The sequence below is a fragment of the Herbihabitans rhizosphaerae genome, assembly GCF_004216555.1.
Classification (GTDB): Bacteria; Actinomycetota; Actinomycetes; order Mycobacteriales; family Pseudonocardiaceae; genus Herbihabitans; species Herbihabitans rhizosphaerae.
This window is the reverse complement of record NZ_SGWQ01000009.1, coordinates 198457-223077: the sequence shown is the minus strand read 5'-3', so window position 1 is coordinate 223077 and position 24621 is coordinate 198457. Positions and strand designations below refer to the sequence as shown.

Sequence of the window (24621 nt, the reverse complement as noted above, 5' to 3'; positions counted from 1 at the left end):
CGTCAGTCCAGGCAGAACTCGTTGCCCTCGGGGTCGGTCATCACGATGGTGCCGAAGGCCAGCGGCGGTTCGGGCTCGTAGCGCCGCACTCGCGTCGCGCCCAGGGTGACGAGCCGCTCGCACTCGGCCTCCAGCACGGCCATCCGCTCGTCGCCCTGCAGCCCGGGAGCCGCACGCACGTCGAGGTGGACGCGGTTTTTCGCGATCTTGTCCTCCGGCACCTGCTGGAAGAAGATCCGAGGTCCGTCACCGTCCGGGTCCTCGATGGCCGATCTCGTGTTGCGCTGTTCCTTCGGCACGCCGATCCGCGCGAGGAAGTCGTCCCACGCGGCCAGCGGGTCGGCGCCCTCGGGAAGATCGACTCCGGGCGGGCCGGGGTGGACGTAGCCCAGCACGTCGCGCCAGAAGGACGACAACACTGCCGGATCGTGCGCGTCGAAGGTGACCTGGATGTGGCGGCTCATCGGGTGGCTCCGTTCGTGTGCGGGTACAGGTCGCGCAGCAGGCAGACCTCGGACAGATGGTGGATCAGCTCGCGGTGGATGTGCAGCACCAGATCGGCCATCGGCAACTCGGGGTAGGGCTCCTTGTCGCCGACCGGGACCGTGAGCCCAGCCTGGTCGAGGCCGCGCACCCCGGCGAGCCAGACGTCGAGCTGCGTGTCGAGCTGATCGAGCGCGGTGGCCGCGTCGCCGGCGTACTCCCAGGTGTCGTACCACGCCGCCGGTGCGCCGAAGTGCCCCGCGTTGCGCGCGGCGAGCACGCCGACGATCACGTGTCCGAGACGCCAGGCGATCGTGGTGAAGGCCGGCGGGTCCGGCTCGGGGGCGGCGTAGTCGATCGTGAAGTCCCCGCCGCCGACCGGCATGGGCGCGGTCGAGGTGCCGCGCGGCCGCACGCTCCAGGCGTCCGGCACCGGCGACCAGAAGTACTCGTCGTCGGTGAGGCCGGCGAGCCGGTCCCGGAGCTGATGGTCCCAGTGGAATTCCCACTGGTAGCGCAGTGTCCTGTTCCAGTCGAGTTCGTCCATGCGGTCACCCTGACACCAATAGCGGACAGATCAGGTCCGCTATTTCTGGCACGGTGTCTCCATGGACGGGACGGAGCGCGTGCTCACGCTGCTCGGGTTGCTGGAGCAGCGCCAGGTGTGGACCGGCCCGGAACTGGCCGACCGGCTCGGTGTCACGCCGCGCACGGTCCGGCGCGATGTCGAGCGGCTGCGGGCGCTCGGCTATTCGGTGCGGGCCAGTCAGGGCGTCGGTGGTGGCTACCAGCTGGGCGCGGGGCAGGACCTGCCGCCGCTGCTGCTCGACGACCAGGAGGCGATCGCCACCGCGGCCTCGCTGCTGGCCGGCGCGGGTGGCGCGGTCGCCGGCGCGGACGACGCGGCACTGCGGGCGTTGACCAAGCTCGACCGGGTGCTGCCCATCCGGTTGCGGCACGAGGTGCGGGCGCTGTCCGACTCGGTGGAATCCTTCGGCGGCGGCCGCACGCCGGTCGACCCCGAGGCGCTCATGACGCTGGCGCGAGCGTGCCGCGACGAGGTCGAGGCCGGATTCGCCTACCCGTCCGGAGGCGAGGTGCGACAGCGCCGCGTCGAGCCGTACCGTCTCTGGTCGCCTCCGACCGGCGCTGGTACCTGTTCGCCTACGACCTCGATCGCGAGGACTGGCGCAGCTTTCGCGTCGACCGGATGACCGAGGTGTCCGCCCGGACCTGGCGTTTCCGCCGCCGCGAGGCGCCCGACGCGGCGGCCCACGTGCAGGAAGGCGTGGCCAGTCGCGTCTACCCGCACCAGGCGCGCTTCCTCGTGCACGCGCCGGCCGGCACGGTGCGCACGCAGATCTCCGGATCGGCGGCGGTCGTGCGGCCGCGCGACGACGAGCGCTGCGAAGTGCTCAGCGGCGCCGGCAACCTCGACGCCGTGCTCATGTACGTGCTCCTGCTCGGCCACGACTTCGAGGTACTCGACCCGCCGGAACTCGGCCGGCGCTGCCGTGCGCTGGCCACGCGACTGCGGTCGGCCGCCGCGCGAAAACACTGACGGCGCCCACCATCACCGGTGGGCGCCATCAGTGCGACTCGCGACTACTTGACCGGCGCGTCCAGGAACGCCGGCACGATCGGCAGCAGCAGGTCGGCCCGCTGGACGAGCGTCACGTGCGTGGTGCCGGGCAGGATCGCCAGCTGCGAGTTCGGCAGGCCGACGTTGTCACCCGGCACGCCGCCGCCGAACAGACGGAACAGCTCCACCGCGTGCTCGGGCCGCACGATGTCCGAGTCGCCGGCGATCGTCAGGACCGGCGCCTTCACCGACGCGACGGCGCTCGCCGGCAGGTCCGGGATGTTCTTGTTCAGGTCCTTGACCTTCTCCACGAACCGGTCGAAGTCCTGCGGGCGCGGCGCGATCTTGAGGTACTCCTCGTGGAACGGCGAGCCGTACAGGTGCTCGGGCTTGAGCTGGTCGATGCCGTCCAGCACGCCGGGGTGCAGGCCGTTCTTGTTGAACGAGACGGCGGCGAGCACCAGCTTGCGCACCAGATCCGGGTGCTTGATGCCAAGGTCCAGCGCGATGCCGGCGCCCATGCTGTACCCGAAGATGTCGGCCTTTCCGACGCCGATCTTGCGCAGCAGCGCGGCGGTGTCCTCGGCCATGGTGGCGATCCGCAGCGGCCGGTCGATGTCGGCGGTGTGGCCGTGCGCCTGCTGCTCGACCGAGATCACCCTGCGGGTCTTGGCCAGCTTCGGCAGCACCTCGCCGAACGACGTGCCGGTCGCGGACAGCGCGCCGTGCAGCAGAACCAGCGGCGGCTGGCCGTTGTCCCTTCCGTTGCTGGGGCCGTGCACCTCGTAGTACATCCGCAGACCGTTGACGTCGGCGTAGTGCCCGTGGCCCTTGCCGGCCGGCGTGGCGGTGGCCTCGTTGGCGACCTCGCTGCTGGCCTGGCCGGTGCCGACGACGAGTGCGGTGACGGCGGCCGCCGCGGCGACGGTGCCGATGAGGAGCTTGTTCATGTCGTTGATCCCTTGTCTCTGGTCTCGCTTCTGGGGTGGTGTCACGAACGCGTCGAACGGCACGACGCCTGATCGACAACCCTCGACAAGAAATTCCAAGATCTTTTCCAGCGCCCTCCGACTGTGTCGCGTGCCGACCGGTCGGTCGCGCGCGCGTGCTACGAGAAGGTGCTGCCACCGGGCGTGCCGGGTGCCGATCGCTGTGCGGTCATGTCCACAGTGGACGGTCTGGTACAGGCCAGGCTCACGCCCCGCGACGGTGAGGGCGACTGGGATCTCGCCGGGAGCTTCAGTGGCGGAACCTGTGAAAGCGAGTGCGTCGAGCTGGCCGTTGTCCCGGGGACAATCGCGGTGCGGGACTCAAAGAACTCCGGTGGCCCGATCTGGCGTTCTCCGATCGGGACTTCTTCTGCTTTCTCGCCGGGGTGCGCCGCGAAACAACGATCTTTTACCGCTGGTCGCAAGATCGGGAGCGGTCCACTGTAGATCTTGCCCAAGATCACACGGCTCCAAGATCACCGGGGCGGTCCGACCGGCCGGATCTCATTACATTGGGGCCAATGGAACGCCTGCTGGGGGGTGCGCGCATGGCTGCGGTTGTCGGCGGAGGCGAGCGATGACCACCGTGCTCGTGGTCGACGACTCCCCGGTCGTGCGGATGGGGCTGCGAATGATCCTCGAAGCCGAGGCCGATCTCGACGTCGTCGCCGAGGCGTCCTCCGGTGCGGACGCGCTCGAGGAGGCCGGGCGGCACAACCCGGATGTCGTGTTGATGGACGTCCGGATATCGGGAATGGACGGTCTGACAACTATGGGCCACCTGCTGGCCCGCTGGCCCGACGTTCGGGTTCTGGTGCTCACCACGGACGACACCGAGGACAATGTGTATGAAGCACTGCGTGCCGGTGCCAGAGGTTTCGTCATCAAGGACTCCCCTTCCGAGCAGGTTGTCCAGGCAGTTCGAACGGTGGCCGCTGGCAACGCCCATTTCTCCCCGACGGTCGCCCGCAAGCTGCTGGACCACGTTTCCGCAACGTTGCCGCGTCCGGAGGACAGCAGCCGAATACGCGGACTGGCCGAACGCGACACACGGCTGCTCCGTTTGATCGCTCGCGGTTACCGCAACGCCGAGATCGCCACCGAACTCAATCTCACCGCGTCAACCGTGAAGACCTACGTCTCCCGTTTGCTCAGCGCCATCGGCGCCCGCGACCGGGTGCACGCCGTCCTCATCGCCCACCGTGCGGGACTTGCGGGACTGCGCTGACCGCTCGGTCGCGATCATCCAAGGTTGACTGCCGAATCCGCCCGCAGGGCGACGCACCCGCACGCTTCCAGCCATAGCCTCACCACATGGGGCGGGGTTCGTAACCGGAGCAGGAGACGAAATGAAGAACGGCTCATTGCCGACTGTCGCGACCCTTGTCTTGGGCACGCTCGGAACACTCCTTTTGAGTGGGTCGACTGCGTCGGCTCACACCAGCGACCACCCTCGGGACGTGCCCCCGGTCCAATGCATTGAGAATCCAGCGATTCCAGAGGGCGAGATATCGATGATCCCGTTGCAAGTCGGCGACAAGATACTCGAGCTGCACTGTGGCGTGCCAGGTCAGTACGGGACACGGTACATCCACGAACGCCATCCGATTTCGGCCGAAACCCAGGACATGTTCGCGTGGTGTGTCGCGTTCGCCTATGGTGGACCAGCCGCCCCGGGCCCAGTGCCGAACACGACCCAGCACCAGTGGGAATACGCTCCTGGAAAGTTCGCGGTGTCGTATTACAGGAACGACACGAATCTGATTGTCGACGCCTACACGAAGGGCGATGGTCCCCAGGAGAACAATTGGGTGGCGTGCGCCGAAAGTTGATCTGGCGACAGGGGGCGGACGGGCCGCCGGAGACGGGCGGCCCGTCGCGACGCTCGAGGCAAGCTGACTGACAACTGGTAACGATTCCGGTCCGGGCGCTATGTGGTTAGCGTCACGTGGTTGCTCCCGTGGTGTGGCGGGAGCCAGCTCGGGAGGAGTCGTCCGAAGTGGAGCCAGTACCGAGATCGTCAGGACGCTTACCGGCCGGCCGGGTGTTCGCCGTGGTCGTGCTCGCCGGCGCCGTCGTGGTCGGCGTGAACTCGTCGACCGCCGCCGCGGCGGACAACGTGTTGCGTGCCGACCGGTCGGTCGCGCGCGCGTGCTACGAGAAGGTGCTCCCGCCGAACGCGGCAGGAGTGGACCGCCGTGCGGTCACGTCCACAGTGGACGGTCTGGTGCAGGCCAGGCTCACACCCCGCGACGGTGAGGGCGACTGGGACCTCGCCGTGTTCGACAGGAAGACCGGCAAGATCGTCGCCGGCTCGTCCGCGCTGCGGAGCAAGGAGCTCGCCGAGAGCTTCGTGACCAAGGGCCAGGAGCTGATCGTGCAGGGCTGCCGGTACGACGGCCGCGCGGGCACGGTCACCCTCGGCGTCGACTTCCTGGCGCTCACCCCGCAGGGCACCCCGCCGCAGCGCGCCGAACTGGTGCGGGTGGAGACCGGTGACCAGAAGGGCAAGCAGCGGCTGCAGACGCTCGACCTGGATCTGACCGAGAAGGCCGACGCCACCGGTGTCGAGGTCGTGCTGGCCAACGACGACGACCGGAAAGTGTTGCGGGACAGCGGGTTCGCCTATCGGGTGCTGAACCCTGACCTGTCCGCCACCTCGCGCGCCAACGCGGAGGCGGACCGCCGGTACGCGTCCGGCGAGGCGGCCTCCACGCTGCCGTCCGGGCGCACCAGCTACCGCCACCTCTACGAGTACGACTACGAGTTGAAGGAACTCGCGCGCAAGAATCCGAAGCTCGTGCAGGCGTTCACCATGCCACTGTCCACAGTGGAGGGTCGGGACGTTGTCGGTGTGGAGATCGCCACGGACGTGGCCGACATCGCCGACGGCAAGGCGGTCAACTTCCTGATGGGCGTGCACCACGCGCGGGAGTGGCCGGCCGGCGAGCACGCCATCGAGTGGGCCTACGAGCTGATCAACGGCTACCGGAACAACCCGGAGATCCGGTCGCTGGTCGGCAAGACACGCAACATCGTGGTGCCGATCGTCAACCCGGACGGGTTCTCGATCTCCCGGGAGGCCGAGCCCAAGGGCGACTTCACCACGTTCGACTACGAGATGAAGCGCAAGAACTGCAACGCGGCCGACTCGCCGGCACAGTTCCGCACCGGCGTGTGCATGGCGAACCCGGCCGGCCGGCTGCGCGGCATCGACCCGAACCGCAACTACGCGGGCTTCTGGGGCGGGCCGGGCGCCTCGCCGACGTGGAGCAGTGACACCTTCCGAGGCGGATCGCCGTTCTCCGAGCTGGAGACGCGCAACGTGCGGCACATCGTGTCCACTCGCCAGGTCACCAACCTGATCACGTTGCACACGTTCTCCAACCTGGTGCTGCGCGTGCCGGGTCGGGCGGACGTGCCTCGGCCGCTGGACGAGCCGGCGTACAAGGCACTCGGCGACAAGATGGCCTCGCGCAACGGGTACATCAGCCAGCCGTCGTGGGCGCTGTACGACACCACCGGTTCCACCGAGGACTGGTCGTACTGGGCCACCGGCGGGTGGGGCTTCACCTTCGAGGTCGGGCCGAACGACTTCCACCCGCCGTTCGCCGAGGCGGTGGTGGCCGAGTACACCGGAGTCGCGCCGGCGGCCGGTGCCGGCAAGGGCGGCAACCGGCAGGCGTTCGTCGACATGCTGACCAACGCGGCGGACCCCGGCACGCACTCCACGCTGGTCGGCTCGGCGCCGCGCGGGTTCGAGCTGAACCTGCACAAGACGTTCCAGACGCCGACCTCGCCGGTGATCCAGCCGGACGGTTCGGTGACCCCGCCGCAGTACGTGACCGACACGCTGGACTCGAAGCTGGTCGGCACGGGCGGGCGGTTCGGCTGGGCGGTGAACCCGTCGACCCGGCCGTACGTGGCCGGTCAGTACGGGCGTGATCCACAGGGCCCGCCGCAGGCGCCGATCGAGGGCCTGGCGAATCCGCCGGGCGTGCCGCCGGAGAACACCACCTGGCCGGCCGACCAGAACGTGGAGCGGATCCCGTTCCACGTGGACGGCATGCCGGCGGTGGACAACGGCCGGATGAACATCTCGGTGAACTGGACGTCCACCGACACCGACTGGGACCTGTACATCCTGGACTCGGAGGGGCGGCAGGTCGCCGGGTCGGCGTCGGGCGGCACGAACTCGGAGCGGGCGGTCATGTTCGACCCGCCGCCGGGTGACTACACCGCCGTGCTGGTCAACTACGACCAGGTGGACCCGGCGAACCCGGACGACTGGTTCGGCCTGCGGGTGGACTTCCAGTCGCCGACGCCGGCGGTGTACGGGCCGAAGGAGGCGTACCAGCTGACCTGCAAGAACCGTCAGGGCAAGCTGGTCGGCGTGACCGACGTGTACGTGGACCGGGGACAGACGGTCGACGTCGGCGACGTGTGCTCCAACTCGCAGCGGCGCGACCGCAAGCTCGCGGCACGGGGGCCACGGTGATCGAGTAGCCGCGCGCGTATCGAGGGCCACCTTCGCTCCACCGATCCCGGAGCGAAGGTGGCTCGCCCGCTTCCCCGAAATTCCCCAGTACAGGTGCCTTCCAGCGCACGGTGCCGTTGGTACGTCACCGTGGCTGAGTTACGTCACGGTGCCCCTAAGGTGCGGTTCGTCGGTCGGACGAGGCAGGGCTGAACCGGCCGGCGACGCCTACTGGCTGGTCGACCCGATCTGCGGCACGCGCAATTATGCGTCCGGAATTCCCTTGTACAGCACCAATATCGCGCTCGTGGAACATGGAGAGGTGACCGCCGCCGCGGTGCACGACGGCGGACAGCCAGACCGTGGTGATCGAGGACGGCAAGTCCACCGGCGCCGCACGGGACCACGCCGCGCGGTTCATCGCCGAGGTGATCAGGGCCGACCGGTGGGACTTCCGCTCGCTCGGCAGCACGGTGGCGCTGCCGTACGTGGCGGCCGGGCGGATCTCGGCGTACGTGGTGTTCGCGGTGTCCGCCCTGCACAGCGCGGCCGGCGTGCTGCTCGCCGCGGACGCGGCGACGCACGCCGAGCTGCTGGAGTTCGCCAAGATCGGGTGACCGGCGCCACGCGGGTGTCAGTACGGCGTTCACGTACCCGGCGGGCGCGTCAAGACGACGTCCGGAACCCTGTCACCGCAACGAATCCGGCGTTGCGCTGGCGACATGACTCTCGCCGACATCGTTCCGACTCTGCGCCCCGCGTTGCGGGGCCGACTCGACGATCCTGGACTCTGGCCGACCGGCACGACCATCGACGCACACGGTGACCTCGTGCTCGGCGGCGTGCGGGCGACCGAACTCGCCGCGCGCTTCGGCACCCCGGTTGACGTGCTGGACGAGGCGCAGGTGCGCGCCGCGTGCCGGGCCTACCGCGACGCGCTGCCCGGCGCCGAGATCTCCTACGCGAGCAAGGCGCTGCTCACCAGGGCGGTGGCCCGCTGGGTCACCGAGGAGGGCTGCGCGCTCGACGTGTGCTCCGCGGGCGAGGTCGCGGTGGCGGTCCGCGCCGGGGTACCTGGCGAGCGGATCACCCTGCACGGCAACGCGAAGACGCCGGACGATCTCAAGGCCGCCCTGCGTGCCGGCGTCGGCCGGATCGTGATCGACTCGGCCGGCGAGATCGAGCAGCTCGCCGCACTCGTGCCGGGCCGGCAGCAGGTGCTGATCAGGGTGACGCCGGAGGTGGACGCGCACACTCACACCTCGATCACCACCGGCGTGGCGGACCAGAAGTTCGGCGTGCTGCCGTCGATGCTCGCGGACGTGGTGCGGGCGGTCGCCGCCCGGCCGAACCTGGCGCTGGCCGGCCTGCACTGCCACATCGGCTCGCAGGTGCGCCGGCCGTCCGACTACGAGACGGCCGCACGGCGGATGGTGGCGCTGCTGGCCGCCGTGCGCGACGAGTGCGGGATGACGCTCGGCCAGCTCAACCTGGGTGGCGGGCAGGCCGTGCGATATGTCACCGATGACCCGGAATTCGACCTCGCCGGGTACGCGCGGCGGGTCACCGTCGCGATCGCCTACGAGTGCGACCGGCTACGTTTTCCATTGCCCCACCTGGGAATCGAGCCCGGGCGGTCGATCGTCGCGCGGGCCGGCACGACGCTGTACCGGGTGGTGTCGGTGAAGCACGGCGTGCGCACGTTCGTCGCGGTGGACGGCGGGATGAGCGACAACCCGCGGCCGGCGCTCTACGGAGCGCCGTACACCGTGCGGCTGGTCGGCCGCCGCAGTCGCACGCCGGATCGCCGGGTCGCCGTGGTCGGCCGGCACTGCGAGGCGGGTGACGTGCTGGCCGGCGACGTGCCGCTACCCGGCGACGTGCACCCCGGCGATCTGCTGGCCGTCGCGTGCACCGGCGCATACCACCATTCGATGGCGTCGAGCTACAACCTGGTCGGCCGCCCGCCGTTGGTCGCGGTCGGCGGCGGGCACGCGAACCTGTTGGTACGCGGGGAAACCGAGGACGATCTGCTGGCCAGAGACGTCGGTGCGTAAGCCGTGTAGCGTCGTTCCCGTGGACCTCGAGCGCCCCGATGTCGTGTTGTCCGCGTGGCGGGATTTCCTGACCGGTGACGCCGTGGGCGCCGCCGATCCGGAGCGCCGCGTGCTGGACCTGTTCCAGGACGTCGCGGCCACCGTGCCGGCCTACCGCGCATTCCTCGGCGAGCACGGGGTGGACCCAGGCGCGGTGTCCACAATGGACGACTTTCGCAAACTTCCCTTGTGCACCAAGGAGAACTACCACCGGCGGTACCCACTGCCGGAGCTGTGCCGGGGTGGGCGGCTGGCCGGTTGCGACATGATCGCGGTGTCCTCCGGCTCGTCGGGGCAGCCCACCGTGTGGCCCCGGTTCGTCACCGACGAGCTGTCCGTGGCCGCCCGGTTCGACCAGGTGCTTCGGCACGGGTTCCGCGCGCACGAACGGTCGACGCTGGCCGTGGTGTGCTTCCCGCTGGGCACCTGGGTCGGCGGGCTGTACACCACCTCGTGCCTGCGGCACCTCGCGGCGAAGGGATTTCCGCTCACCGTCGTCGCACCGGGAAACAACAAGGCGGAGATCCTGCGGGTGATTCCGGAGCTGGCGCCGCATTTCGAGCAGACCGTGCTGTTCGGGTATCCGCCATTCCTCAAGGACGTGGTGGACACCGGCAGAACCGATCTGGACTGGGCCGCGTACTCGGTCAAAATGGTGCTCGCCGGCGAGGTGTTCAGCGAGCAGTGGCGCGATCTCGTCGGTGAGCGCGCCGGAATGGCCGATCCGGTCAGGGACACCGCCTCGCTGTACGGCACGGCCGACGCCGGCGTGCTCGGCAACGAGACGCCGCTGTCCGTGAGCGTGCGCCGATTCCTTGCCGCACAACCGAAACTAGCGGCCGAGCTGTTCGGCCAACAGCGGCTGCCGACGCTGGTCCAGTACGACCCGGGTTCGCGGTACTGCGAGGAGCGGGACGGCACGCTGCTGTTCTCCGGCGACAACGGAATACCGCTGATCCGCTATCACATCGCCGACGAGGGCGGCGTGATCGGGCACCGGGAATTGCTCGACTTCTGCGTGCGGAACGGTTTCCGGCCCGGTTTCGACGAGCCCGCGCTGCCGTTCGTCTACGTATTCGGACGCTCGTTGTTCGCGGTGTCATTTTTCGGCGCGAACGTGTATCCGGAGAACGTGACCGTCGGACTGGAGCAGCCGGAGGTCAGCGCCCGGGTCACCGGCAAGTTCGTGATCGAGGTGACCGAGGACGGCGACGCGGACGCGCGGCTGAGGGTGACCGTCGAACAGGCGCCGGGTGTCACCGCCGACCGTGCGGCCGTCGCGTCGGCCATCCGGGACGCGCTGGTGCTGCTCAACAGCGAGTACGCGAACTACGTGCCGGCGCGGCGTCAGTTGCCCGACGTGGAACTGCGCGACGCCGGTGACCCGGAGTACTTCCCGGTCGGCGTCAAGCACCGCTATACGCGTTAGGTGACGAACAGGGTGAACTCGGCGAGCCGGACTACACCGGCCACGGCGAACTCCAGGAACAGCCGGTGCTCGCCCCGCTCGGCGAACTGGGCGTGGAAGGTCAGCTCGCGCGGCGGGCCACCGTCACCCAGTGGCTGCAGCGGATGCAGGTGCGTGACCGACATGCTGATCGTATTGAAGGCCGACAGGTGTGCGTACGCCCCGAGGTGCGCGCCGAGCGCGGCGGGCTCGCCCAACGCGTCGGTTATGGCGAACCGGAGCTGGTTGATCTGCTTGACCTGCGGCTGCGTCGGGCCGTCCGGCCTGGTGACCGTGAACGGGCCGGCCGTCGCGGTGGCGGCCGGCGGCGGCAGCGGTGCCACGGCCGTGCTTCCCGCCACCACGAACGGCGCGCCGAGCACGGTTGGGTGGGTGAGATCCGTGCTGCCGAGCGGCACGAACTCGGCGTACATCCGGTAGCTGCCGCCGTCGGTGATCGCCACCGTGGTGTGCCATATGTCGCCGTCCAGTACGGGATGGCGATGCTGGTAGCCGGTCATGTCGTCGCGCACGACGAAGAAGTGGATCTGCTTGGTGGCGTTCTCGGTGAACCGCCGTTCCGGTGTGCCACCGGGGCCGATGATCTGGAACGCCACCGGCTGCTCCTGGCCGCGCGCCTTCGGCACGGCCAGCGTCTTGAGCCGGAAACCGCCGTCGGAGTCGGTCAGCCCGTCACTGTGCGGTGTGGTGCTCGTCGGCGCGCCGGCCGGCGGCATGATCATCCCGGCGTGGCCGCCGGGGGCGGAACTGGACGGGCCGAACGAGACCACCACGGCGATCGCGGCGACAATCGCCAGTCCGACGATCACGATGCCGGCTTCGACGGCCCACCGGACCCGACCCATGCGGGGTATGTCAGCGCGTGACATTCGGCTTGACCACGATCAGGCCCTGCTCGATCCCGTTCACCACGACGTTGCCGCTCGGGAAGTACGGGTACACGCTCCACGCGCCGTTGAAGCCGGGGCGGTCGCTCTGCGGGTAGATGTCGAAGAACCCGGCCTCGGTGAGCTTGCCGGAGGCGACCTGACCGATGTCCAGCACGCGCAGCCCGGACTGGTAGTTGGCCTGGTAGCTGTGGCCGCCCATGACGTACTGGTTGTGGTCGCTGGCGGTGACCGGCGCGGTGTAGGTGCCGATCGGCTTTGGGTCGGCCACGCTCGCCACGTCGAAGATGTAGGTCTTGGTGTGGCCGTCGCCGCCGGACTGCTCGTCCAGCTCGTCGTCGAGCAGGAAGTACCGGTGGTCGGCGGTGAGCCAGCCCTGGTGGGTGTACGCGGAACCGTCGTAGGGCTTGCGGGCCAACTGCGTCGGGTTGGTCTTGTCGGTCACGTCGACGATGGTCAGCGTGTCCTCGTTGGAGTTGAAGCAGAGTTCGCGGTCCTTGGCCGAGCCGTCCGGGCCCTTGTAGTTCACGCACTGGGTGTCGTGGGTGTAGCCGTCCTGGCTGACGCAGCCGGCGTTGACGGGCTGCTTCGGGTTCCGGATGTCGACCATGTGCGGGCCCGCGCTGCAGGTGTTGGAGCCCACGGCGTAGGCGTAGCCGCTCTCCTCGTTGATCGCGATGTTGTGCGCCGGGCCGAAGCCGTCGTAGTGCACGTCCTCGGTAAAGGTCTGCGGGTTGGTGACCTCACGCAGCCGGGTCAGGTCGAACACCTGCATCCCGTGGCCCCTGATCTGGTCGGCCACGATGAACGCGTGATCCTTGTACACCTTCATGTCCCGCCAGGTGCTGGTGCCGCCGTGGGACGGGAGGTTGCCGAGGTACTTCGGCGCGACCGCGTCGGTGACGTCGACGAACGCGGTGCCGTTGGTGCGCCCGACGATCGCGTACTCCCTCTTCGTCGACGGGTCGACCCAGCCCCAGATGTCGTTGCCGTTCCCGCCGCCGATCTGGCCGAGCGGCATCGTGCTGAGCAGATCGATGTTCTTGCACGGGTACTTGTCGGCCATGCCGTTGGCGCACGGCACGGCCGCGCCCCGGACGGCGGGCGAGAAGTCGGTCGGCGCGCGGGCGGTCATCCACCGCGCGATCTCGGCCTGCCCCTCGGGCGTCTCCGGGTCGTGGGCCGACGCCTGTTGTGTGAACAGCGCCGCCGTGGCGACCAGAATCGCGCCGAGGGTGGCGGCGCGGACGAGAGCCTTCATGGTGGTCTCCCAAGCCGAACTGTCGCGGTCGGACGTTCGCACCCAGACTCAGCATCACTGATCGGGTGCGACGGCGAGACCGACGAAAGTCGGGCCGGAGACCTTTCCCATTTACCGCTGACCCGCGCGGATCAGCCGTGGTGCGGTCAGCCCCGGCGGGGCTCGATGACCGAGACGCCCTCGGGCGGCAGGCCGACCACGCTGGCCAGCAACTGGCAGAACGCGGCACCGTGCGGCGCGAGGTCGGAGTCCTCCGCCGTCCAGGAAGCGCGCAACTCCAGGTCATCGGTGCGGGCGGGCCCGGCGATGTCGCCGAACCGCGCCGACGTGGTGTCCGTGACCGTGCCGCCGAGCGCGGTGTACTCCGCCCCGCTGGCCTCCAGCGCGTCGGTCAGCCATGACCATCCGACGGTCGGCAGCAGCGGGTCGTCGGCGAGTTCGGCGTCCAGTTCGGCACGCACGAAGGTGACCACTCGCAGCACCCCGTTCCATCCCTCGGGTGCCTCGGGGTCGTGCAGCAGGATCAGCCGCCCGGTGGCCAGCACGTCCGCCGGCCCGGTCGCCTCCGCGGAGAGCGCGAACGCCCAGGGAGCGAGCCGTTGTGGCGGGCGGACGCGCTCGAGCTTGATCTCCGGCCGGGGCCGCAACGTTCTCAGTGCGGCGACCGCCTCCTGGAACAGCTCGGGCGCTGTCGACGTTGTCGTCACGACTGGTGACTGTAGGACCACCCGACCCGGTGACGGGTGCGGCGCGCCGTGCGACTGTCGGACTTCGTGCCCACGGAGTGTGTATCGGACGCCCCGGCCGGCGTGGTTCCGCGACGTGGGACGATTGTGGACGATGGCTGAGCTGACTGACGCGCGTATCCGGGTGCCGGTGGACGCGCCCTTCCTGGTGGCGGCCCGAGGTGGCCGGCCGAGCCGGATTCCGGTGTGGTTCATGCGCCAGGCGGGCCGTTCGCTGCCCGAGTACCGGGCGCTGCGCGAGGGCGTGCCGATGCTCGCCTCGTGCTTCGACCCCGAGATGGTCCGCGAGATCACCATGCAGCCGGTTCGCCGGCACGGCGTGGACGCGGCGATCCTGTTCAGCGACATCATGGTGCCGCTCAAGGCAGCCGGCGTCGACCTGGACATCGTGCCGGGCACCGGGCCGGTGGTGGCCTCCACCGTGCGCTCCACCGCCGACGTCTTCGCCCTGCCCAGGCTCGACCCGGACGCGCTGCGTCCGGTCGGCGAGGCGGTCGGTCTGCTGCTGGAGTCGCTCGGCGAGACGCCGCTGATCGGGTTCGCCGGCGCGCCGTTCACGCTCGCCTCCTACCTGGTGGAGGGCGGGCCCAGCCGCAACCACGAGCGCACCAAGGCGCTCATGCACTCCGACCCGGACACCTGGCACGCGCTGCTCGACACGCTCGCCGACATCACGCTGACCTTCCTGCGCACCCAGATCGAGGCCGGTGTGTCGGCGATCCAGCTCTTCGACTCGTGGGCCGGCGCGCTGTCCGCGCGGGACTACCGCGAACTGGTGCAGCCGCACTCGGCCAAGGTGCTGCGCGGGGTCGGTGACGCGCTGCCGAAGATCCACTTCGGGGTGGGCACCGGCGAGCTGCTCCCCGCCATGCGCGAGACCGGCGCGGACGTGGTCGGCGTGGACTGGCGGGTGCCGCTGGACTCCGCCGTGCGCCGGCTGCGCGACGCCGCGCCCGACGCGCCGCCGCCGGTGGTGCAGGGCAACCTGGACCCGGCCGTGCTGTTCGCCGGATGGCCGGCGATCGAGCGCGAGGTGCGCCGGATCGTGGACGAGGGCCACGCCGCCGCCGGACACATCTTCAACCTGGGGCACGGCGTGCTGCCGGACACCGACCCCGAGATGATCACTCGCGTCGTCGAGCTGGTGCACGAGCTGCCCGTCGGGGAGTGAGCGCCGTGCGGGTCGCGGTCGTCGGTGGTGGGATCGCCGGTCTGACGGCGGCCTACCGGCTGTCCCGCGCCGGTGCGACGGTGACGCTGATCGAGCAGACCGACCGGGTGGGCGGCAAGCTGCGCGCCGGCACGATCGCCGGGGTGCGCGCGGACGTCGGCGCCGAGGCGTTCGTGACCCGGGTGCCCTCGGCTCGCGTGCTCGCCGAGGAACTGGGGCTGGCCGCCGAGCTGACCCATCCGACCGCCGCGCGGCCCACCGTCCGCGCCGGTGAGCGGACCGTCGGGCTGCCCGCGCGCACCTTTCTCGGGTTGCCCACCGAGCCGGACAGCGTGCGCGAAGTCCTGTCACCGCAAGGGTTTCAGCGCGTGCGGGCCGAGGTCGGCCTGCCGCCGGTGGAGCTGGGCGGTGGTGACCGTCCACTGGGGACACTGCTGCGCGAGCGGTTCGGCGACGAGCTGACCGACCGGCTGGTCGACCCGCTGCTCGGCGGTGTGTACGCCGGGCGGGTCGACTCGCTCGGGCTGCGCGCCACCATGCCGGCGCTCGCCGCCGCGCTGGACTCCGGCGCCGGCTCGCTGACCTCGGCGGCCGCGAGTCTGCTCGGGCCGCCGAAGGACAAGCCGGACCCGGTGTTCAGCACAGTCCACAGTGGACTCTTCACACTGGCCGAGCAGCTGGAGTCCACAGTGGACGTTCGGCTGGGTACGCCGGTACGCGAGCTGCGGCGGCGCGAGCACGGTTGGCGGCTGGTGCTCGGCGCGGCGGCCTCCGCGCACGCGCCCGCCGATCCGGTGCTGGACGTGGACGCCGTGGTGCTCGCCGTCCCGCCGCCCGCCGCGCGACGCCTGCTCGCCGACGAGGTGCCGGCCGCGTCCCGCGCGTACGGCACGATCGAGATGGCCTCGGTCGCCGTGGTCACGCTGGCCCTGCCGGCCGGTACACCGCTGCCCGCCGCGTCCGGCCTGCTGATCGGTGCGGAGGAGCGGCGCGCGGACGGGAAACCTTTCACCGCCAAGGCCTTCACGTACTCGTCGACCAAGTGGGCGCACCTGTCCGGCGGGCCGGTGTTGCTGCGCGGGTCGGTCGGGCGGTTCGGCGACCCCGGCACGCTCCAGGTCGACGACGCGGAGTTGATCACCCGGGTGCGCGCCGACCTGGCCGAGTTGGCCGGTGTCACGGCGGCGCCGCTGGACGCGCTGGTGACCCGGTGGGGCGGCGGGCTGCCGCAGTACGGCGTCGGGCACGTGGACACCGTGGACGCGATCGAGCGCGCGGTGGTCGACGTGCCGGGGCTGGAGGTCGCGGGGGCGGCGCTGCACGGTGTGGGCATCCCGGCGTGCATCGCTACCGGCGAATCCGCAGCGGCCAAAGTGCGCGCGTATTTCGATAATATAGGCCGCGTCTGACAAACCCATGGTCGCGGTCTTCGCGCCGAGGCGGCCCCTGACTGCGTTGTCGGACAAGGCAAGTACGAGCCAGTACGAGCCTTGCCCTCCGCCTTGTCAGGAACCACCTCGATCACGAAGCCCATCGACCGAGGTTTATCAGACACGACCTGGAGGTGACCGAGGGGAGGCGGCCGTGACCAGGAGGAAGCCGGCACACGTGTCGTTCGGCGACTGGATCGAGGGGCAGATCCGCACCGCGCAGGATCGCGGCGACTTCGACGACCTGCCTGGTACCGGCAAGCCGATCCCCGCGGGGGCGAAGGACGGCATGGACTGGGTCGCCAAGAAGATGCGCGAGGAGCAGGCCGACCCGACGACCTTCCTCCCGCCGTCCCTCGCGCTCGCCAAGGAGATCGAGGACCTGCCGGCGCGCGTGCGCCGCGAGCGCTCCGAGAAGCGGGTGCGCGAGCTCGCCGAGGACCTCAACGACCGCATTCGGCAGGCCTACCGCGAGCCGCAGGTGGGCCCGCCGATGCGGGTGGCGCCGGTGGACGTGGACGAGATCGTCCAAGCCTGGCGCGGCTAATCAGTCGGCGAACCCGGCCTGTGCCACGACCTTGGTGATCTTGCCGCGCACCAGGAACTCGGTCGGCACCGCGTTTGCGGCACTTGTGGACGCTCCCGCCCGGGGTTTGTCGGTCTTGAAGACCGACAAACCCGGCCCGGTGTGTAGCAGCGCACATCGGCTGCCGCAGGGCGGCGTGCCAGTATTGAGGCATGGCTCGCCTCGATTACGCCGAACTGAACGACACGATCCGGTACACCATGTGGTCGGTGTTCCGGGTGGAACCCACCCGTCTGCCCGACGACCGCGGCCCGGCCGCCACGGAGGCGCAGGAGTACCTGGATGCCTTGGCGGACAAGGGAACCGTCGTTCGCGGCGTGTACGACCTTGCGGGCCTGCGGGCCGACGCCGACTACCTGATCTGGTGGCACGCCGAGGAGATCGAGCAGCTGCAGACCGCGTACTCGGGCTTCCGTCGCACCGCGCTCGGCCGGGCGTCCGCGCCGGTGTGGAGCCAGGTCGCGCTGCACCGGCCGGCCGAGTTCAACAAGAGCCACATCCCGGCGTTCCTGGCCGGCGAGGAGCCGCGCAAGTACATCTGCGTGTACCCGTTCGTGCGGTCCTACGAGTGGTACCTGCTGCCGGACGACGAGCGCCGCGGCATGCTCGCCGAGCACGGCAAGATGGCCCGCGACTACCCGGACGTGCGTGCCAACACGGTCGCGTCGTTCGCGCTCGGCGACTACGAGTGGATCCTCGCGTTCGAGGCGGACGAACTGCACCGGATCGTGGACCTCATGCGCCACCTGCGCGGCAGCACGGCCCGCCGGCACGTGCGCGAGGAGATCCCGTTCTACACCGGCACCCGGGTCCCGGCCGCGGAGCTGGTCACCAACCTGCCGTGAAGCGGGCACGGGCGGTACAGCACCTCGAAGGGTTGGCCACGTCGTGTGCCGACATGGCGGCCAAGCCGGCGTCGATCGTCCCGTTGCGGGTCGTCCAGCTCTGGGCCGTCGAGGACGTGCCGGACGAGGTCGAGTGGGTGCGGGTCGCGCTCGCCGTCGATCTGCCCGTCGACGGCGTCCCGTGGCTGACCCAGCCGCGCGGTGCCGAGCAGTGGGCGAACGCCACCAGACTCGCCAAGAACCCGATCACCGCGCTGTGGCGGTCCTCCCACGCCCCCGTGTGGAACCACGAGATCGAACGGCCGATCCTGTTGTGGGACGCGCGGGATGGACTGGTCGAGCCGGCACTGTCCGCGCTTCGCGAGCAGCGGGCCGAGGAGTTCCGTTCGCCCGCGCCCACTCGGGAGAGCCTGCGGGCGCGGGTGGACGAGGAGCTGGCGGTGAGCCTGGGGGCGTTGCGCGCCAGGAGTCGCGATTACCAGGAGCGGCGCTGGGCACCGGGCAAGGTCACGGCGATCGCGGATCCGTTGTGGCAGGCCGGCAACGGCTATCTCGATCTGCTCGACGCGCAGGGCCGGCTCTAACTCTCCAGGGCGCGCTGGAGGAGCTTGTGCAGGGTGGTGCGCTCGTTGTCGCTGAGCGTGCCGAGCGGTGACTCCTCGGTCAGCACGGCCACCAGCTTGGTGCGCAGTTTCGTGCCGGACGGCGTGAGCACCAGCAGCTTGGCACGCCGGTCGTCGGGGTCAGGGGTGCGCTCGACGTACCCCTGCTGCTCGAGCTTGTCGATCACGAACGTGACGTTGGACGGCTCGCAGGACATCCGCACGGCGAGCGCGCGCATGGGCATCGGCTCGGTCAGCTCGCGCAGCGCGATCGCCTGCGGCGAGGTGAGATCCAGCGTCGCCGCGCGCTTGCGGATGTGGTCGGCGAGCTGATGCGACAGGCGGGTCACCAGGCCACAGGTCTCGCCGTCGGCGCGGGCGGAGCGGGAGGTCGTCACGCCGTCCATGCTACCTGCCGGCCGTTCAGACCTGGATGTTTGCAGTTAGAACTATTCGAGCTATAACCTTTCTCGTGTGGACGATCATCGAGGAGGGGACTTGACGAACACCATCGACACCAGCCGGCTCGCCAGGCCGTCGGGCATCCGCACGATCGCGCTCGGCGACCTGGAGATCACCTACCTACCCGACGGCGCCGGCGGGCTCAAGCCGCGCGGCTGGTTCGCCGACAGCACCGCCGAGGACTGGGCGGCCAACCCGCACCACCTCGACGCCGACGGGATGCTGGTCGCCAGCTTCGGTGCTCTCCTTGTGGCACAAGGGAATCGCGCGCTTCTGGTGGACGCCGGCCTCGGGCCGCTGGAGGCGCCGGGCCCGCCCGGCGACCCGGTGTTCGGGCCGCTGCGCGGTGGCGCGCTGCTGGACAGCCTGGCCGAGGTGGGCCGCTCACCGTCGGACATCGAGGCGATCGCGGTGACCCACCTGCACCCCGATCACATCGGCTGGGCCGCCAAGGTGGACGACGACGGCCGGCCGGTGTTCGACTGCCCGGTGGTGCTCGGCGAGCAGGAGTGGACCGAGCGCGCCCCCAACGAGCCGTACGGCCCGTTCCAGGAGCAGTTCGACGCGCTGGAGCCCAGGGTGCGCACGGTCGTGCCGGGGGAGGAGGTGTTCCCCGGAGTCGAGGCGGTCGCGAGCGTCGGCCACACGCCTGGCCACCTGTCGTACCGGATCACGTCCGGCGGGCACACGTTGATCGTGATCGGGGACGCGATGCACTCGCCGCTGCAGATCGGCAGGCCGGAGTGGTCGGCCGCGCCGGACAGCGATCCCACCGAGGCGGTCCGGTCCCGGCGTGAGCTGATCGAGTCGCTGCGCGAGCCGAACACGCTCGGGTTCGGCGTGCACTTCGCGGACGTGGTGTTCGGGCGGGTCGTGGACGGCGAGGCCGGGCCGGTCTGGCAGCCGCTGCCGTGACCGTCGGCGCGCCGCCCCGGCTCGGGCACCGGACCTGGCTCGCCGTCGGCGCGGTGGCGCTCACCGCGACGGTCGGCGTGCTGCCCGGGTTCGCGGTCGGCGCGCTGGCCGCGTTCGTGGAGCCGGACCTGCGCGTGTCACGGCCGGCGCTGGGCCTGGCGATGAGCGTGTTCTACGCCGCCACGGCACTCGGATCCCCTGTGGCCAAACGGATCGCGGCACGACTGCCGGCGGCTTGGGTTCTCGCCGCTGCCGCGCTCACCGCGTCCGCGACCATGCTCGCGGTGTCCCAAGTGGACGGTGAGGGGCTGCTGATCGCGGTGCTCGCGGTCGGCGGGTTCGCCAACGGGCTGGTGCAGCCGGTGGCCGGCCGGCTGATCGCGGTGAAGGTGCACGGCGGGCGGCGCTCGCTCGCGGCCGGGCTGGTCGGTGCCGCGCTGGGTGCCGGGCCGCTGATCGCGGGTCTGTTGGTGGCATTGGTCGCCGTGCCGCACGGCTGGCGGGCCGCGATGATCGCCGGGGCCGTGGTGGCACTGCTGCCGCTGACGCTGCTGCGGCACGTGCGCGGGGTCGGCGCCGCGGTCCCGGGCCAGCCCAAGACGGGCCGGGTGGGCGGCGTGCTGGTGCTCTGGGGTGCGGCGGCCGCGCTGTCCGCGGTGGGCAACAACGCGGTCGCCACGTACTTCGTCCAGCTCGGCACGCACGCCGGGATGAGCACGTCGTTGAGCGGGAACCTGTTGTCGCTCAGTGCTTTCCTCGCGATCGCCGTGCGGCTGGGCGCCGGAGTGCTGACCGACCGGGCGCCCGCGCGGCTGCCCGCGGTGATCACCGCGATGATGGCGTGCGGCGCGGTCGGGCTGGCGTTGATCGCGACCGGCACGTCGGTGGGATTCCTCGCCGGTGCGGTGCTGGCGTTCACCGCGGGGTGGGGGTGGACCGGCCTGCTGCTGGCCGCCACGATCCGCCTGCTGCCCGGGCGCACCGAGAACGCGGGACACACTGTCCAAAGTGGACTGTATACCGGTGCCGCCGTGGCGCCGTTCTCGTTCGGCGCGCTGTCCTCGGCGTACGGATTCGGCGCGGCCGCGCTGGCCGGTGCGGTCGCGGGTGTCGTGGCCGCGGCCCTGCTCGCCGCCGGTGCCCGGCTGGCGGGACGAGGCTGACCGTTACGCCCAGTCCGCCAGGTCGATCATCAGAACGGCCAGCGCCTCGTCGTAGTCCGTGCGGGAGAAGGTGAACGGCCCGAACCCGGTGTAGTCGCGGTCGGTGCGGTGCGGCTGCTCGAACTCGTCCCAGGTGACCGTGTCGCCGACGGCGGTGACCGTGGCCATCAGCGGCCAGCAGCCCCACTCGCCGCAGGTGCAGCCGAGCAGCGGAACGCGCGGGCCCATCCCGGCGCCGAGGTAGTGCTCCTCCATCGGACCGAAGTCGAAGTGCGCGGGGACCAGGCCGGCGTAGGCGTCGCCGGCGACGTCCATCTTCGCGCCAACCTCGTAGGCGTCGATCAACTCGGTCAGTGGGCGGCTGTCGACGTGCGGCACGACCTCGGGTGTGGTCTCGAACGTCAGGACCTCGAACCGGATCTGGTTGGGCACCGGGCCAATCTATCTCGGGTCGCGACGTGCTACCCGTGGGTTGCAGGAGCGGAGAAATTGTGCAACCCTGGGGTAGCACTTCAAGACGACGAGAGGAACGGCGATGCAGGACAAGATCGAGCGTGAGGTACTGATCGAGGCACCCGTGGCGCGGGTGTGGGACCTGGTCACGGTGCCGGGCTGGTGGATCAACGACGGCGATCCGTCGGTCATCACCCGCCAGCGTGACGGCGATTTCGACGTCGTCGAGCACCCCAAGTACGGCAAGTACCCGGTCCGGCTGGAGAAGAGCGAGCCGCCGCGATACGCGGCGTTCCGGTGGGCCAGCGAGTTCGCCGGCAAGGAACCCGTCGAGGGCAACTCCACACTGATCGAGTTCACTCTCACCGAGCGCGACGGCGGTACCGTGCTGCGCGTGGTGGAGAGCGGGTTCGCGTCGCTCGGGGTGGCCGAGGACGCGCGCGCGAAGGCGATCGAAGGGAACACCGACGGTTGGGCACAGCAGCTGAAGGTGATCGCGGCGCTCGCCGTCGGCTGATGGCCATCGATGTCGGTGACGTCCTGGTGGCGCTCGCCGATCCGACGCGGCGGCAACTGCTCGGCGTGCTCGCCGAGCAGGGCCGCGCCAGCGCGACCGCGTTGGCCACGCGGTTGCCGGTGTCGCGGCAGGCCGTGGTGAAGCACCTCAACGTGCTGGAGTCGGCCGGGCTGGTCGCCGGTGCGCGGGCCGGCCGTGAGGTGCTCTACCAGGTGCGGACCGATTCGGTGCAGGAGTCGGCGCGGTGGCTCGCGGACCTCGCCGCCACCTGGGACCGCAGGCTGCTGGCGATCAAGCGGGCGGCCGAGGCCCCCGTGGCTCCCGACCGGGAGAGCTGACTGTCCACTGTGGCCAGTCGCGGGCCAGCCACGCGCGGACTTCCTTGTGCAGCAAGGAATCCAGGCCGGCTCGGTCGGCGCGCACCCACGATCGCACGGTCACGTCGACGTTGGCGTCGTCTCGTGGTGGGTAGACGTACACACAGCCGATCACCTCGGCGGTGTGTACGTCGAGCACCGTGAAGGTGAAGCCGGTGCCCTCGGCGAAGTCGCGCGCGTGCCGGGGGGCGGTGAAGCCGTCCGGAACGATCCGCTTGGTCACGCCGCCCAGGCTACTGTTCGACTCGTGGCCGCGACCGCGTCCGAACGGCGGACCTGGGCGGTGGACGTCATGGACGTCGCCGCGCACGACCGGGTGCTGGAGATCGGCTGCGGCCACGGCGTGGCGGTCACGCTGATCTGTCAGCGGCTCGGCGGCGGCGGCGTGCTCGCCATCGACCGGTCGGCCAAGATGATCGACGTGGCCACCCGCCGCAACGCCGAGCACGTCGCGGCGGGTGCCGCCGAGTTCGAGCTGATGTCCCTGGAGGACGCGGACTTCGGCGCGCGGCGGTTCGACAAGGTGCTCGCCGTCCACATCGGACAGCTCGCGCGCGGCAGGCCCACCCGCGAGTTACCCACATGGGTGCTTGACAAACCGCGAAAAGGGATTCAGCAGGCTAAATCCCGCTTCGGGAACCCGGATTCAGCGGGCTCGATCCCGTTAGCCGTGATCGCCCGCCTGGACGGGTGATCACCGGCGGCGCAGGCGCACCGGGAGGCCGTCCACCGGGCGGGGCAGTGCCATCGGATCCCAGCGGACCCGGTAGCCCGGCGGCACGCTCCAGGTGTACCGGCGCACCAGCTCGTGCAGCAGCGTCTTCACCTCCAGCGTGCCGAACATCATGCCGATGCACTTGTGCACGCCGCCGCCGAACGGCATCCACGCGTACCGGTGCGACTTGTCCTCGCGGCGCTCCTCGGAGAACCGTTCCGGGTCGAACCACTCCGGGTGCGTCCAGTACTCGGGCAGCAGGTGGTTGATGCCCGGGTAGATCGTGACGAGGGTGTCAGCCGGGACGTAGTAGCCGCACAGCTGCGTGTCCGCCACGGTCTTGCGCAGCAGCCACGGCACCGGCGCGACCAACCGCAGCGCCTCGCGCACGACCAAGTCCAACGCGCGCAACGATTCCACGCCGTCCACGTCCAGCGGCTCGTCGCCGGCGGCCAGCGACTCCTCGCGCACCGCGTCCTGCCACTCCGGGTGCAGCGCCAAGTAGTACATCGCCGCCGTGGTCGTGATCGTCGACGTGTCGTGCGCGGCCATCATCAGGAAGATCATGTGGTTGACCACGTCGTCGTCGGTGAACGTGTGACCGTCCTCGGACTCGGAGTGGCACAGCGCCGAGAACAGGTCCTCGCCCGCGCCGGCCCGCTTGCCCGGGATCTCCGCGCGGAAGTACCGCTCCAGCACCTCACGCCCGCGCAGGCCCGACCACCACCGGCCACCGGGCACGGGAGCGCGCAGGATCGCGGTGCCGGCGCGCACGGTGTCCACGAACGCGTCGGTCAGCCGGACGGTGTCCTCACCCTCGTGACCCATGAACACCTCGGTCGCGATGTCCAGCGAGAGCGTCTTCACGGCGGGGAACACCTCGAACGCCTCGCCCGCCGGCCAGTCCGCGATCCGTTGCCGCGCAAGGGAAGCGATGCCGCCGAGATAGCCGGACAGTCGCGGCCTGGTGAACGCCTGCTGCATGATCCGGCGGTGGTGCAGGTGCTCGCCGAAGTCCAGCAGCATCAGCCCGCGCCGGAAGAACGGCCCGATGAAGTACTCCCAGCCGCGCTGCGAGAACGCCTTGTCCTTGTTGGCGAGCACCTCCTGCACCGCGTCGCCGCCGATCGCCGACACCGTGTTGGCGCCGAACCCGCGCGACCAGGTGACCTCGCCGTACTCCTGGTGTCGCGAGTGCACGTAGGGCAGCCCGATCCGGAGCATCTCCAGCGAGTGGCCGAGGAACGGGAGCCCGACGTCGCCGACCACCGGCCGCAGCCCGCTGCCCGGTGGCGGATCGGCCAGCACCCGAGGTCGATAGCGCCTGTCCGCCAGCCACCTGTCGATCCGGGTGGCGTCGGTCATGTCCAGTCCACTGTGGACGGCGGTCATCGTC

28 protein-coding genes and 2 pseudogenes are annotated in these 24621 nt (G+C 70.3%); 19 read left to right on the top strand and 11 right to left on the bottom strand.

From position 1 onward, the window contains the following. Positions 1-2: 2 nt before the first annotated feature. Together EV193_RS24610 and EV193_RS24605 are read right to left on the bottom strand one after the other, a co-directional pair. A complete protein-coding gene (locus tag EV193_RS24610) occupies positions 3-464 on the bottom strand; it encodes a VOC family protein (RefSeq protein WP_130346874.1) in 462 nt (153 codons plus the stop codon). Next, positions 461-1030 carry a DinB family protein gene (locus EV193_RS24605; protein WP_130346872.1) on the bottom strand — a complete coding sequence of 190 codons (570 nt, stop codon included), beginning with the start codon at positions 1028-1030 and terminating at the stop codon, positions 461-463. Before EV193_RS24605 ends, EV193_RS24610 begins: the two co-directional genes overlap by 4 nt. A gap of 61 nt (positions 1031-1091) precedes the next feature. Between EV193_RS24605 and EV193_RS24600 the strand changes: the two are divergent. After that, positions 1092-2044, top strand: a pseudogene (locus EV193_RS24600) (helix-turn-helix transcriptional regulator). Positions 2045-2088: 44 nt separating this feature from the next. Here the strand turns inward: EV193_RS24600 and EV193_RS24595 are convergent. Then, positions 2089-3015 (bottom strand): alpha/beta fold hydrolase, encoded by a 927-nt coding sequence (locus tag EV193_RS24595; protein WP_130346870.1) that lies wholly within the window; start codon positions 3013-3015, stop codon positions 2089-2091. Between the two features lie 210 nt (positions 3016-3225). On the opposite strand from EV193_RS24595, the gene EV193_RS34805 reads away from it, so the two are divergent. The 8 genes and pseudogenes from EV193_RS34805 (at position 3226) to EV193_RS24560 (ending at position 11056) form a co-directional block, all read left to right on the top strand. After that, positions 3226-3501 carry a DUF397 domain-containing protein gene (locus tag EV193_RS34805; RefSeq protein WP_130347039.1) on the top strand — a complete coding sequence of 92 codons (276 nt, stop codon included), beginning with the start codon at positions 3226-3228 and terminating at the stop codon, positions 3499-3501. Positions 3502-3631: 130 nt separating this feature from the next. Then, on the top strand, positions 3632-4282 hold the full coding sequence (locus EV193_RS24585) for a response regulator (RefSeq protein WP_130346867.1): 651 nt from the start codon (positions 3632-3634) through the stop codon (positions 4280-4282). A gap of 286 nt (positions 4283-4568) precedes the next feature. Further along, positions 4569-4886, top strand: coding sequence for a hypothetical protein (locus EV193_RS24580; protein WP_130346865.1), 318 nt, complete (start codon positions 4569-4571; stop codon positions 4884-4886). Between the two features lie 227 nt (positions 4887-5113). Next, a complete protein-coding gene (locus EV193_RS24575) occupies positions 5114-7552 on the top strand; it encodes a M14 family zinc carboxypeptidase (RefSeq protein WP_130347037.1) in 2439 nt (812 codons plus the stop codon). Positions 7553-7700: 148 nt separating this feature from the next. Next, positions 7701-7865, top strand: a pseudogene (locus EV193_RS34495) (inositol monophosphatase family protein); the annotation flags it as partial. A 28-nt stretch (positions 7866-7893) separates the two neighbouring features. Continuing rightward, positions 7894-8148, top strand: a complete 255-nt coding sequence (locus tag EV193_RS34235) for a hypothetical protein (protein WP_242613632.1) — start codon at positions 7894-7896, stop codon at positions 8146-8148. A 105-nt stretch (positions 8149-8253) separates the two neighbouring features. Next, on the top strand, positions 8254-9588 hold the full coding sequence (gene lysA / locus EV193_RS24565; RefSeq protein WP_130346863.1) for a diaminopimelate decarboxylase: 1335 nt from the start codon (positions 8254-8256) through the stop codon (positions 9586-9588). Positions 9589-9607: 19 nt separating this feature from the next. Then, positions 9608-11056 carry a phenylacetate--CoA ligase family protein gene (locus tag EV193_RS24560; RefSeq protein ID WP_130346861.1) on the top strand — a complete coding sequence of 483 codons (1449 nt, stop codon included), beginning with the start codon at positions 9608-9610 and terminating at the stop codon, positions 11054-11056. Here the strand turns inward: EV193_RS24560 and EV193_RS24555 are convergent. From EV193_RS24555 to EV193_RS24545, 3 genes are all read right to left on the bottom strand, one after another. Then, entirely contained in the window at positions 11053-11940 is an 888-nt protein-coding gene (locus tag EV193_RS24555) for a hypothetical protein (protein ID WP_242613631.1), read from the bottom strand. The two genes, EV193_RS24560 and EV193_RS24555, sit on opposite strands and share 4 nt — an antisense overlap. Positions 11941-11950: 10 nt before the next feature. Then, a complete protein-coding gene (locus tag EV193_RS24550) occupies positions 11951-13243 on the bottom strand; it encodes a choice-of-anchor B family protein (protein WP_130346859.1) in 1293 nt (430 codons plus the stop codon). A 146-nt stretch (positions 13244-13389) separates the two neighbouring features. Further along, positions 13390-13950, bottom strand: coding sequence for a DUF3000 domain-containing protein (locus tag EV193_RS24545; RefSeq protein WP_165401492.1), 561 nt, complete (start codon positions 13948-13950; stop codon positions 13390-13392). 133 nt (positions 13951-14083) lie between these two features. On the opposite strand from EV193_RS24545, the gene hemE reads away from it, so the two are divergent. The 3 genes from hemE (at position 14084) to EV193_RS24530 (ending at position 17137) form a co-directional block, all read left to right on the top strand. Further along, entirely contained in the window at positions 14084-15160 is a 1077-nt protein-coding gene (gene hemE / locus EV193_RS24540) for a uroporphyrinogen decarboxylase (protein ID WP_130346855.1), read from the top strand. A 5-nt stretch (positions 15161-15165) separates the two neighbouring features. Then, on the top strand, positions 15166-16569 hold the full coding sequence (gene hemG / locus EV193_RS24535) for a protoporphyrinogen oxidase (protein ID WP_130346853.1): 1404 nt from the start codon (positions 15166-15168) through the stop codon (positions 16567-16569). 175 nt (positions 16570-16744) lie between these two features. Beyond that, positions 16745-17137 (top strand): DnaJ family domain-containing protein, encoded by a 393-nt coding sequence (locus EV193_RS24530; protein WP_130346851.1) that lies wholly within the window; start codon positions 16745-16747, stop codon positions 17135-17137. Here EV193_RS24530 and EV193_RS34490 read toward each other — a convergent pair whose 3' ends face one another. Beyond that, positions 17138-17266, bottom strand: a complete 129-nt coding sequence (locus EV193_RS34490) for a hypothetical protein (RefSeq protein WP_278044212.1) — start codon at positions 17264-17266, stop codon at positions 17138-17140. 62 nt (positions 17267-17328) lie between these two features. Between EV193_RS34490 and hemQ the strand changes: the two genes are divergently transcribed. Both hemQ and EV193_RS24520 read left to right on the top strand, forming a co-directional pair. Further along, positions 17329-18021 carry a hydrogen peroxide-dependent heme synthase gene (gene hemQ / locus EV193_RS24525; RefSeq protein ID WP_130346849.1) on the top strand — a complete coding sequence of 231 codons (693 nt, stop codon included), beginning with the start codon at positions 17329-17331 and terminating at the stop codon, positions 18019-18021. Then, the gene (locus tag EV193_RS24520; RefSeq protein ID WP_130346847.1) at positions 18018-18605 is read left to right on the top strand and encodes a DUF7711 family protein; all 588 of its coding nucleotides are present in this window, start codon (positions 18018-18020) and stop codon (positions 18603-18605) included. Before hemQ ends, EV193_RS24520 begins: the two co-directional genes overlap by 4 nt. Here the strand turns inward: EV193_RS24520 and EV193_RS24515 are convergent. Beyond that, entirely contained in the window at positions 18602-19021 is a 420-nt protein-coding gene (locus tag EV193_RS24515; protein ID WP_242613630.1) for a MarR family winged helix-turn-helix transcriptional regulator, read from the bottom strand. The two genes, EV193_RS24520 and EV193_RS24515, sit on opposite strands and share 4 nt — an antisense overlap. Positions 19022-19121: 100 nt before the next feature. Between EV193_RS24515 and EV193_RS24510 the strand changes: the two genes are divergently transcribed. Further along, the gene (locus tag EV193_RS24510) at positions 19122-20000 is read left to right on the top strand and encodes an MBL fold metallo-hydrolase (protein WP_242613629.1); all 879 of its coding nucleotides are present in this window, start codon (positions 19122-19124) and stop codon (positions 19998-20000) included. Further along, entirely contained in the window at positions 19997-21163 is a 1167-nt protein-coding gene (locus EV193_RS24505) for an MFS transporter (RefSeq protein WP_165401491.1), read from the top strand. The genes EV193_RS24510 and EV193_RS24505 overlap by 4 nt, the downstream gene beginning before the upstream one ends. Positions 21164-21166: 3 nt before the next feature. Here EV193_RS24505 and EV193_RS24500 read toward each other — a convergent pair whose 3' ends face one another. Then, positions 21167-21595, bottom strand: a complete 429-nt coding sequence (locus tag EV193_RS24500) for a hypothetical protein (RefSeq protein WP_242613628.1) — start codon at positions 21593-21595, stop codon at positions 21167-21169. 103 nt (positions 21596-21698) lie between these two features. On the opposite strand from EV193_RS24500, the gene EV193_RS24495 reads away from it, so the two are divergent. Both EV193_RS24495 and EV193_RS24490 read left to right on the top strand, forming a co-directional pair. Beyond that, positions 21699-22133, top strand: coding sequence for an SRPBCC domain-containing protein (locus EV193_RS24495; RefSeq protein ID WP_130346839.1), 435 nt, complete (start codon positions 21699-21701; stop codon positions 22131-22133). Continuing rightward, positions 22133-22471, top strand: a complete 339-nt coding sequence (locus tag EV193_RS24490) for an ArsR/SmtB family transcription factor (protein ID WP_130346837.1) — start codon at positions 22133-22135, stop codon at positions 22469-22471. The genes EV193_RS24495 and EV193_RS24490 overlap by 1 nt, the downstream gene beginning before the upstream one ends. On the opposite strand, the gene EV193_RS24485 is transcribed toward EV193_RS24490, so the two are convergent. Further along, positions 22425-22733: a hypothetical protein gene (locus EV193_RS24485; protein WP_130346835.1), complete on the bottom strand. Its 309-nt coding sequence runs from the start codon at positions 22731-22733 to the stop codon at positions 22425-22427. The two genes, EV193_RS24490 and EV193_RS24485, sit on opposite strands and share 47 nt — an antisense overlap. 24 nt (positions 22734-22757) lie before the next feature. Between EV193_RS24485 and EV193_RS24480 the strand changes: the two genes are divergently transcribed. Next, on the top strand, positions 22758-23204 hold the full coding sequence (locus tag EV193_RS24480; RefSeq protein WP_207222785.1) for a class I SAM-dependent methyltransferase: 447 nt from the start codon (positions 22758-22760) through the stop codon (positions 23202-23204). On the opposite strand, the gene EV193_RS24475 is transcribed toward EV193_RS24480, so the two are convergent. Further along, positions 23205-24617: a cytochrome P450 gene (locus tag EV193_RS24475; RefSeq protein ID WP_130346833.1), complete on the bottom strand. Its 1413-nt coding sequence runs from the start codon at positions 24615-24617 to the stop codon at positions 23205-23207. It lies immediately after the preceding gene. Positions 24618-24621 lie beyond the last annotated feature (4 nt).

What these genes read in the sequence shown, in the direction of transcription:
- EV193_RS24475 (WP_130346833.1), bottom strand. Translation starts at nt 24,617, where the DNA reads ATGACCGCCGTCCACAGTGGACTGGACATGACCGACGCCACCCGGATC.
- EV193_RS24555 (WP_242613631.1), bottom strand. Translation starts at nt 11,940, where the DNA reads ATGGGTCGGGTCCGGTGGGCCGTCGAAGCCGGCATCGTGATCGTCGGA.
- EV193_RS24585 (WP_130346867.1), top strand. Translation starts at nt 3,632, where the DNA reads ATGACCACCGTGCTCGTGGTCGACGACTCCCCGGTCGTGCGGATGGGG.
- EV193_RS24610 (WP_130346874.1), bottom strand. Translation starts at nt 464, where the DNA reads ATGAGCCGCCACATCCAGGTCACCTTCGACGCGCACGATCCGGCAGTG.
- hemE (WP_130346855.1), top strand. Translation starts at nt 14,084, where the DNA reads ATGGCTGAGCTGACTGACGCGCGTATCCGGGTGCCGGTGGACGCGCCC.
- EV193_RS34805 (WP_130347039.1), top strand. Translation starts at nt 3,226, where the DNA reads ATGTCCACAGTGGACGGTCTGGTACAGGCCAGGCTCACGCCCCGCGAC.
- EV193_RS24605 (WP_130346872.1), bottom strand. Translation starts at nt 1,030, where the DNA reads ATGGACGAACTCGACTGGAACAGGACACTGCGCTACCAGTGGGAATTC.
- lysA (WP_130346863.1), top strand. Translation starts at nt 8,254, where the DNA reads ATGACTCTCGCCGACATCGTTCCGACTCTGCGCCCCGCGTTGCGGGGC.
- EV193_RS24490 (WP_130346837.1), top strand. Translation starts at nt 22,133, where the DNA reads ATGGCCATCGATGTCGGTGACGTCCTGGTGGCGCTCGCCGATCCGACG.
- EV193_RS24580 (WP_130346865.1), top strand. Translation starts at nt 4,569, where the DNA reads ATGATCCCGTTGCAAGTCGGCGACAAGATACTCGAGCTGCACTGTGGC.
- EV193_RS24595 (WP_130346870.1), bottom strand. Translation starts at nt 3,015, where the DNA reads ATGAACAAGCTCCTCATCGGCACCGTCGCCGCGGCGGCCGCCGTCACC.
- EV193_RS24495 (WP_130346839.1), top strand. Translation starts at nt 21,699, where the DNA reads ATGCAGGACAAGATCGAGCGTGAGGTACTGATCGAGGCACCCGTGGCG.
- hemQ (WP_130346849.1), top strand. Translation starts at nt 17,329, where the DNA reads ATGGCTCGCCTCGATTACGCCGAACTGAACGACACGATCCGGTACACC.
- EV193_RS24550 (WP_130346859.1), bottom strand. Translation starts at nt 13,243, where the DNA reads ATGAAGGCTCTCGTCCGCGCCGCCACCCTCGGCGCGATTCTGGTCGCC.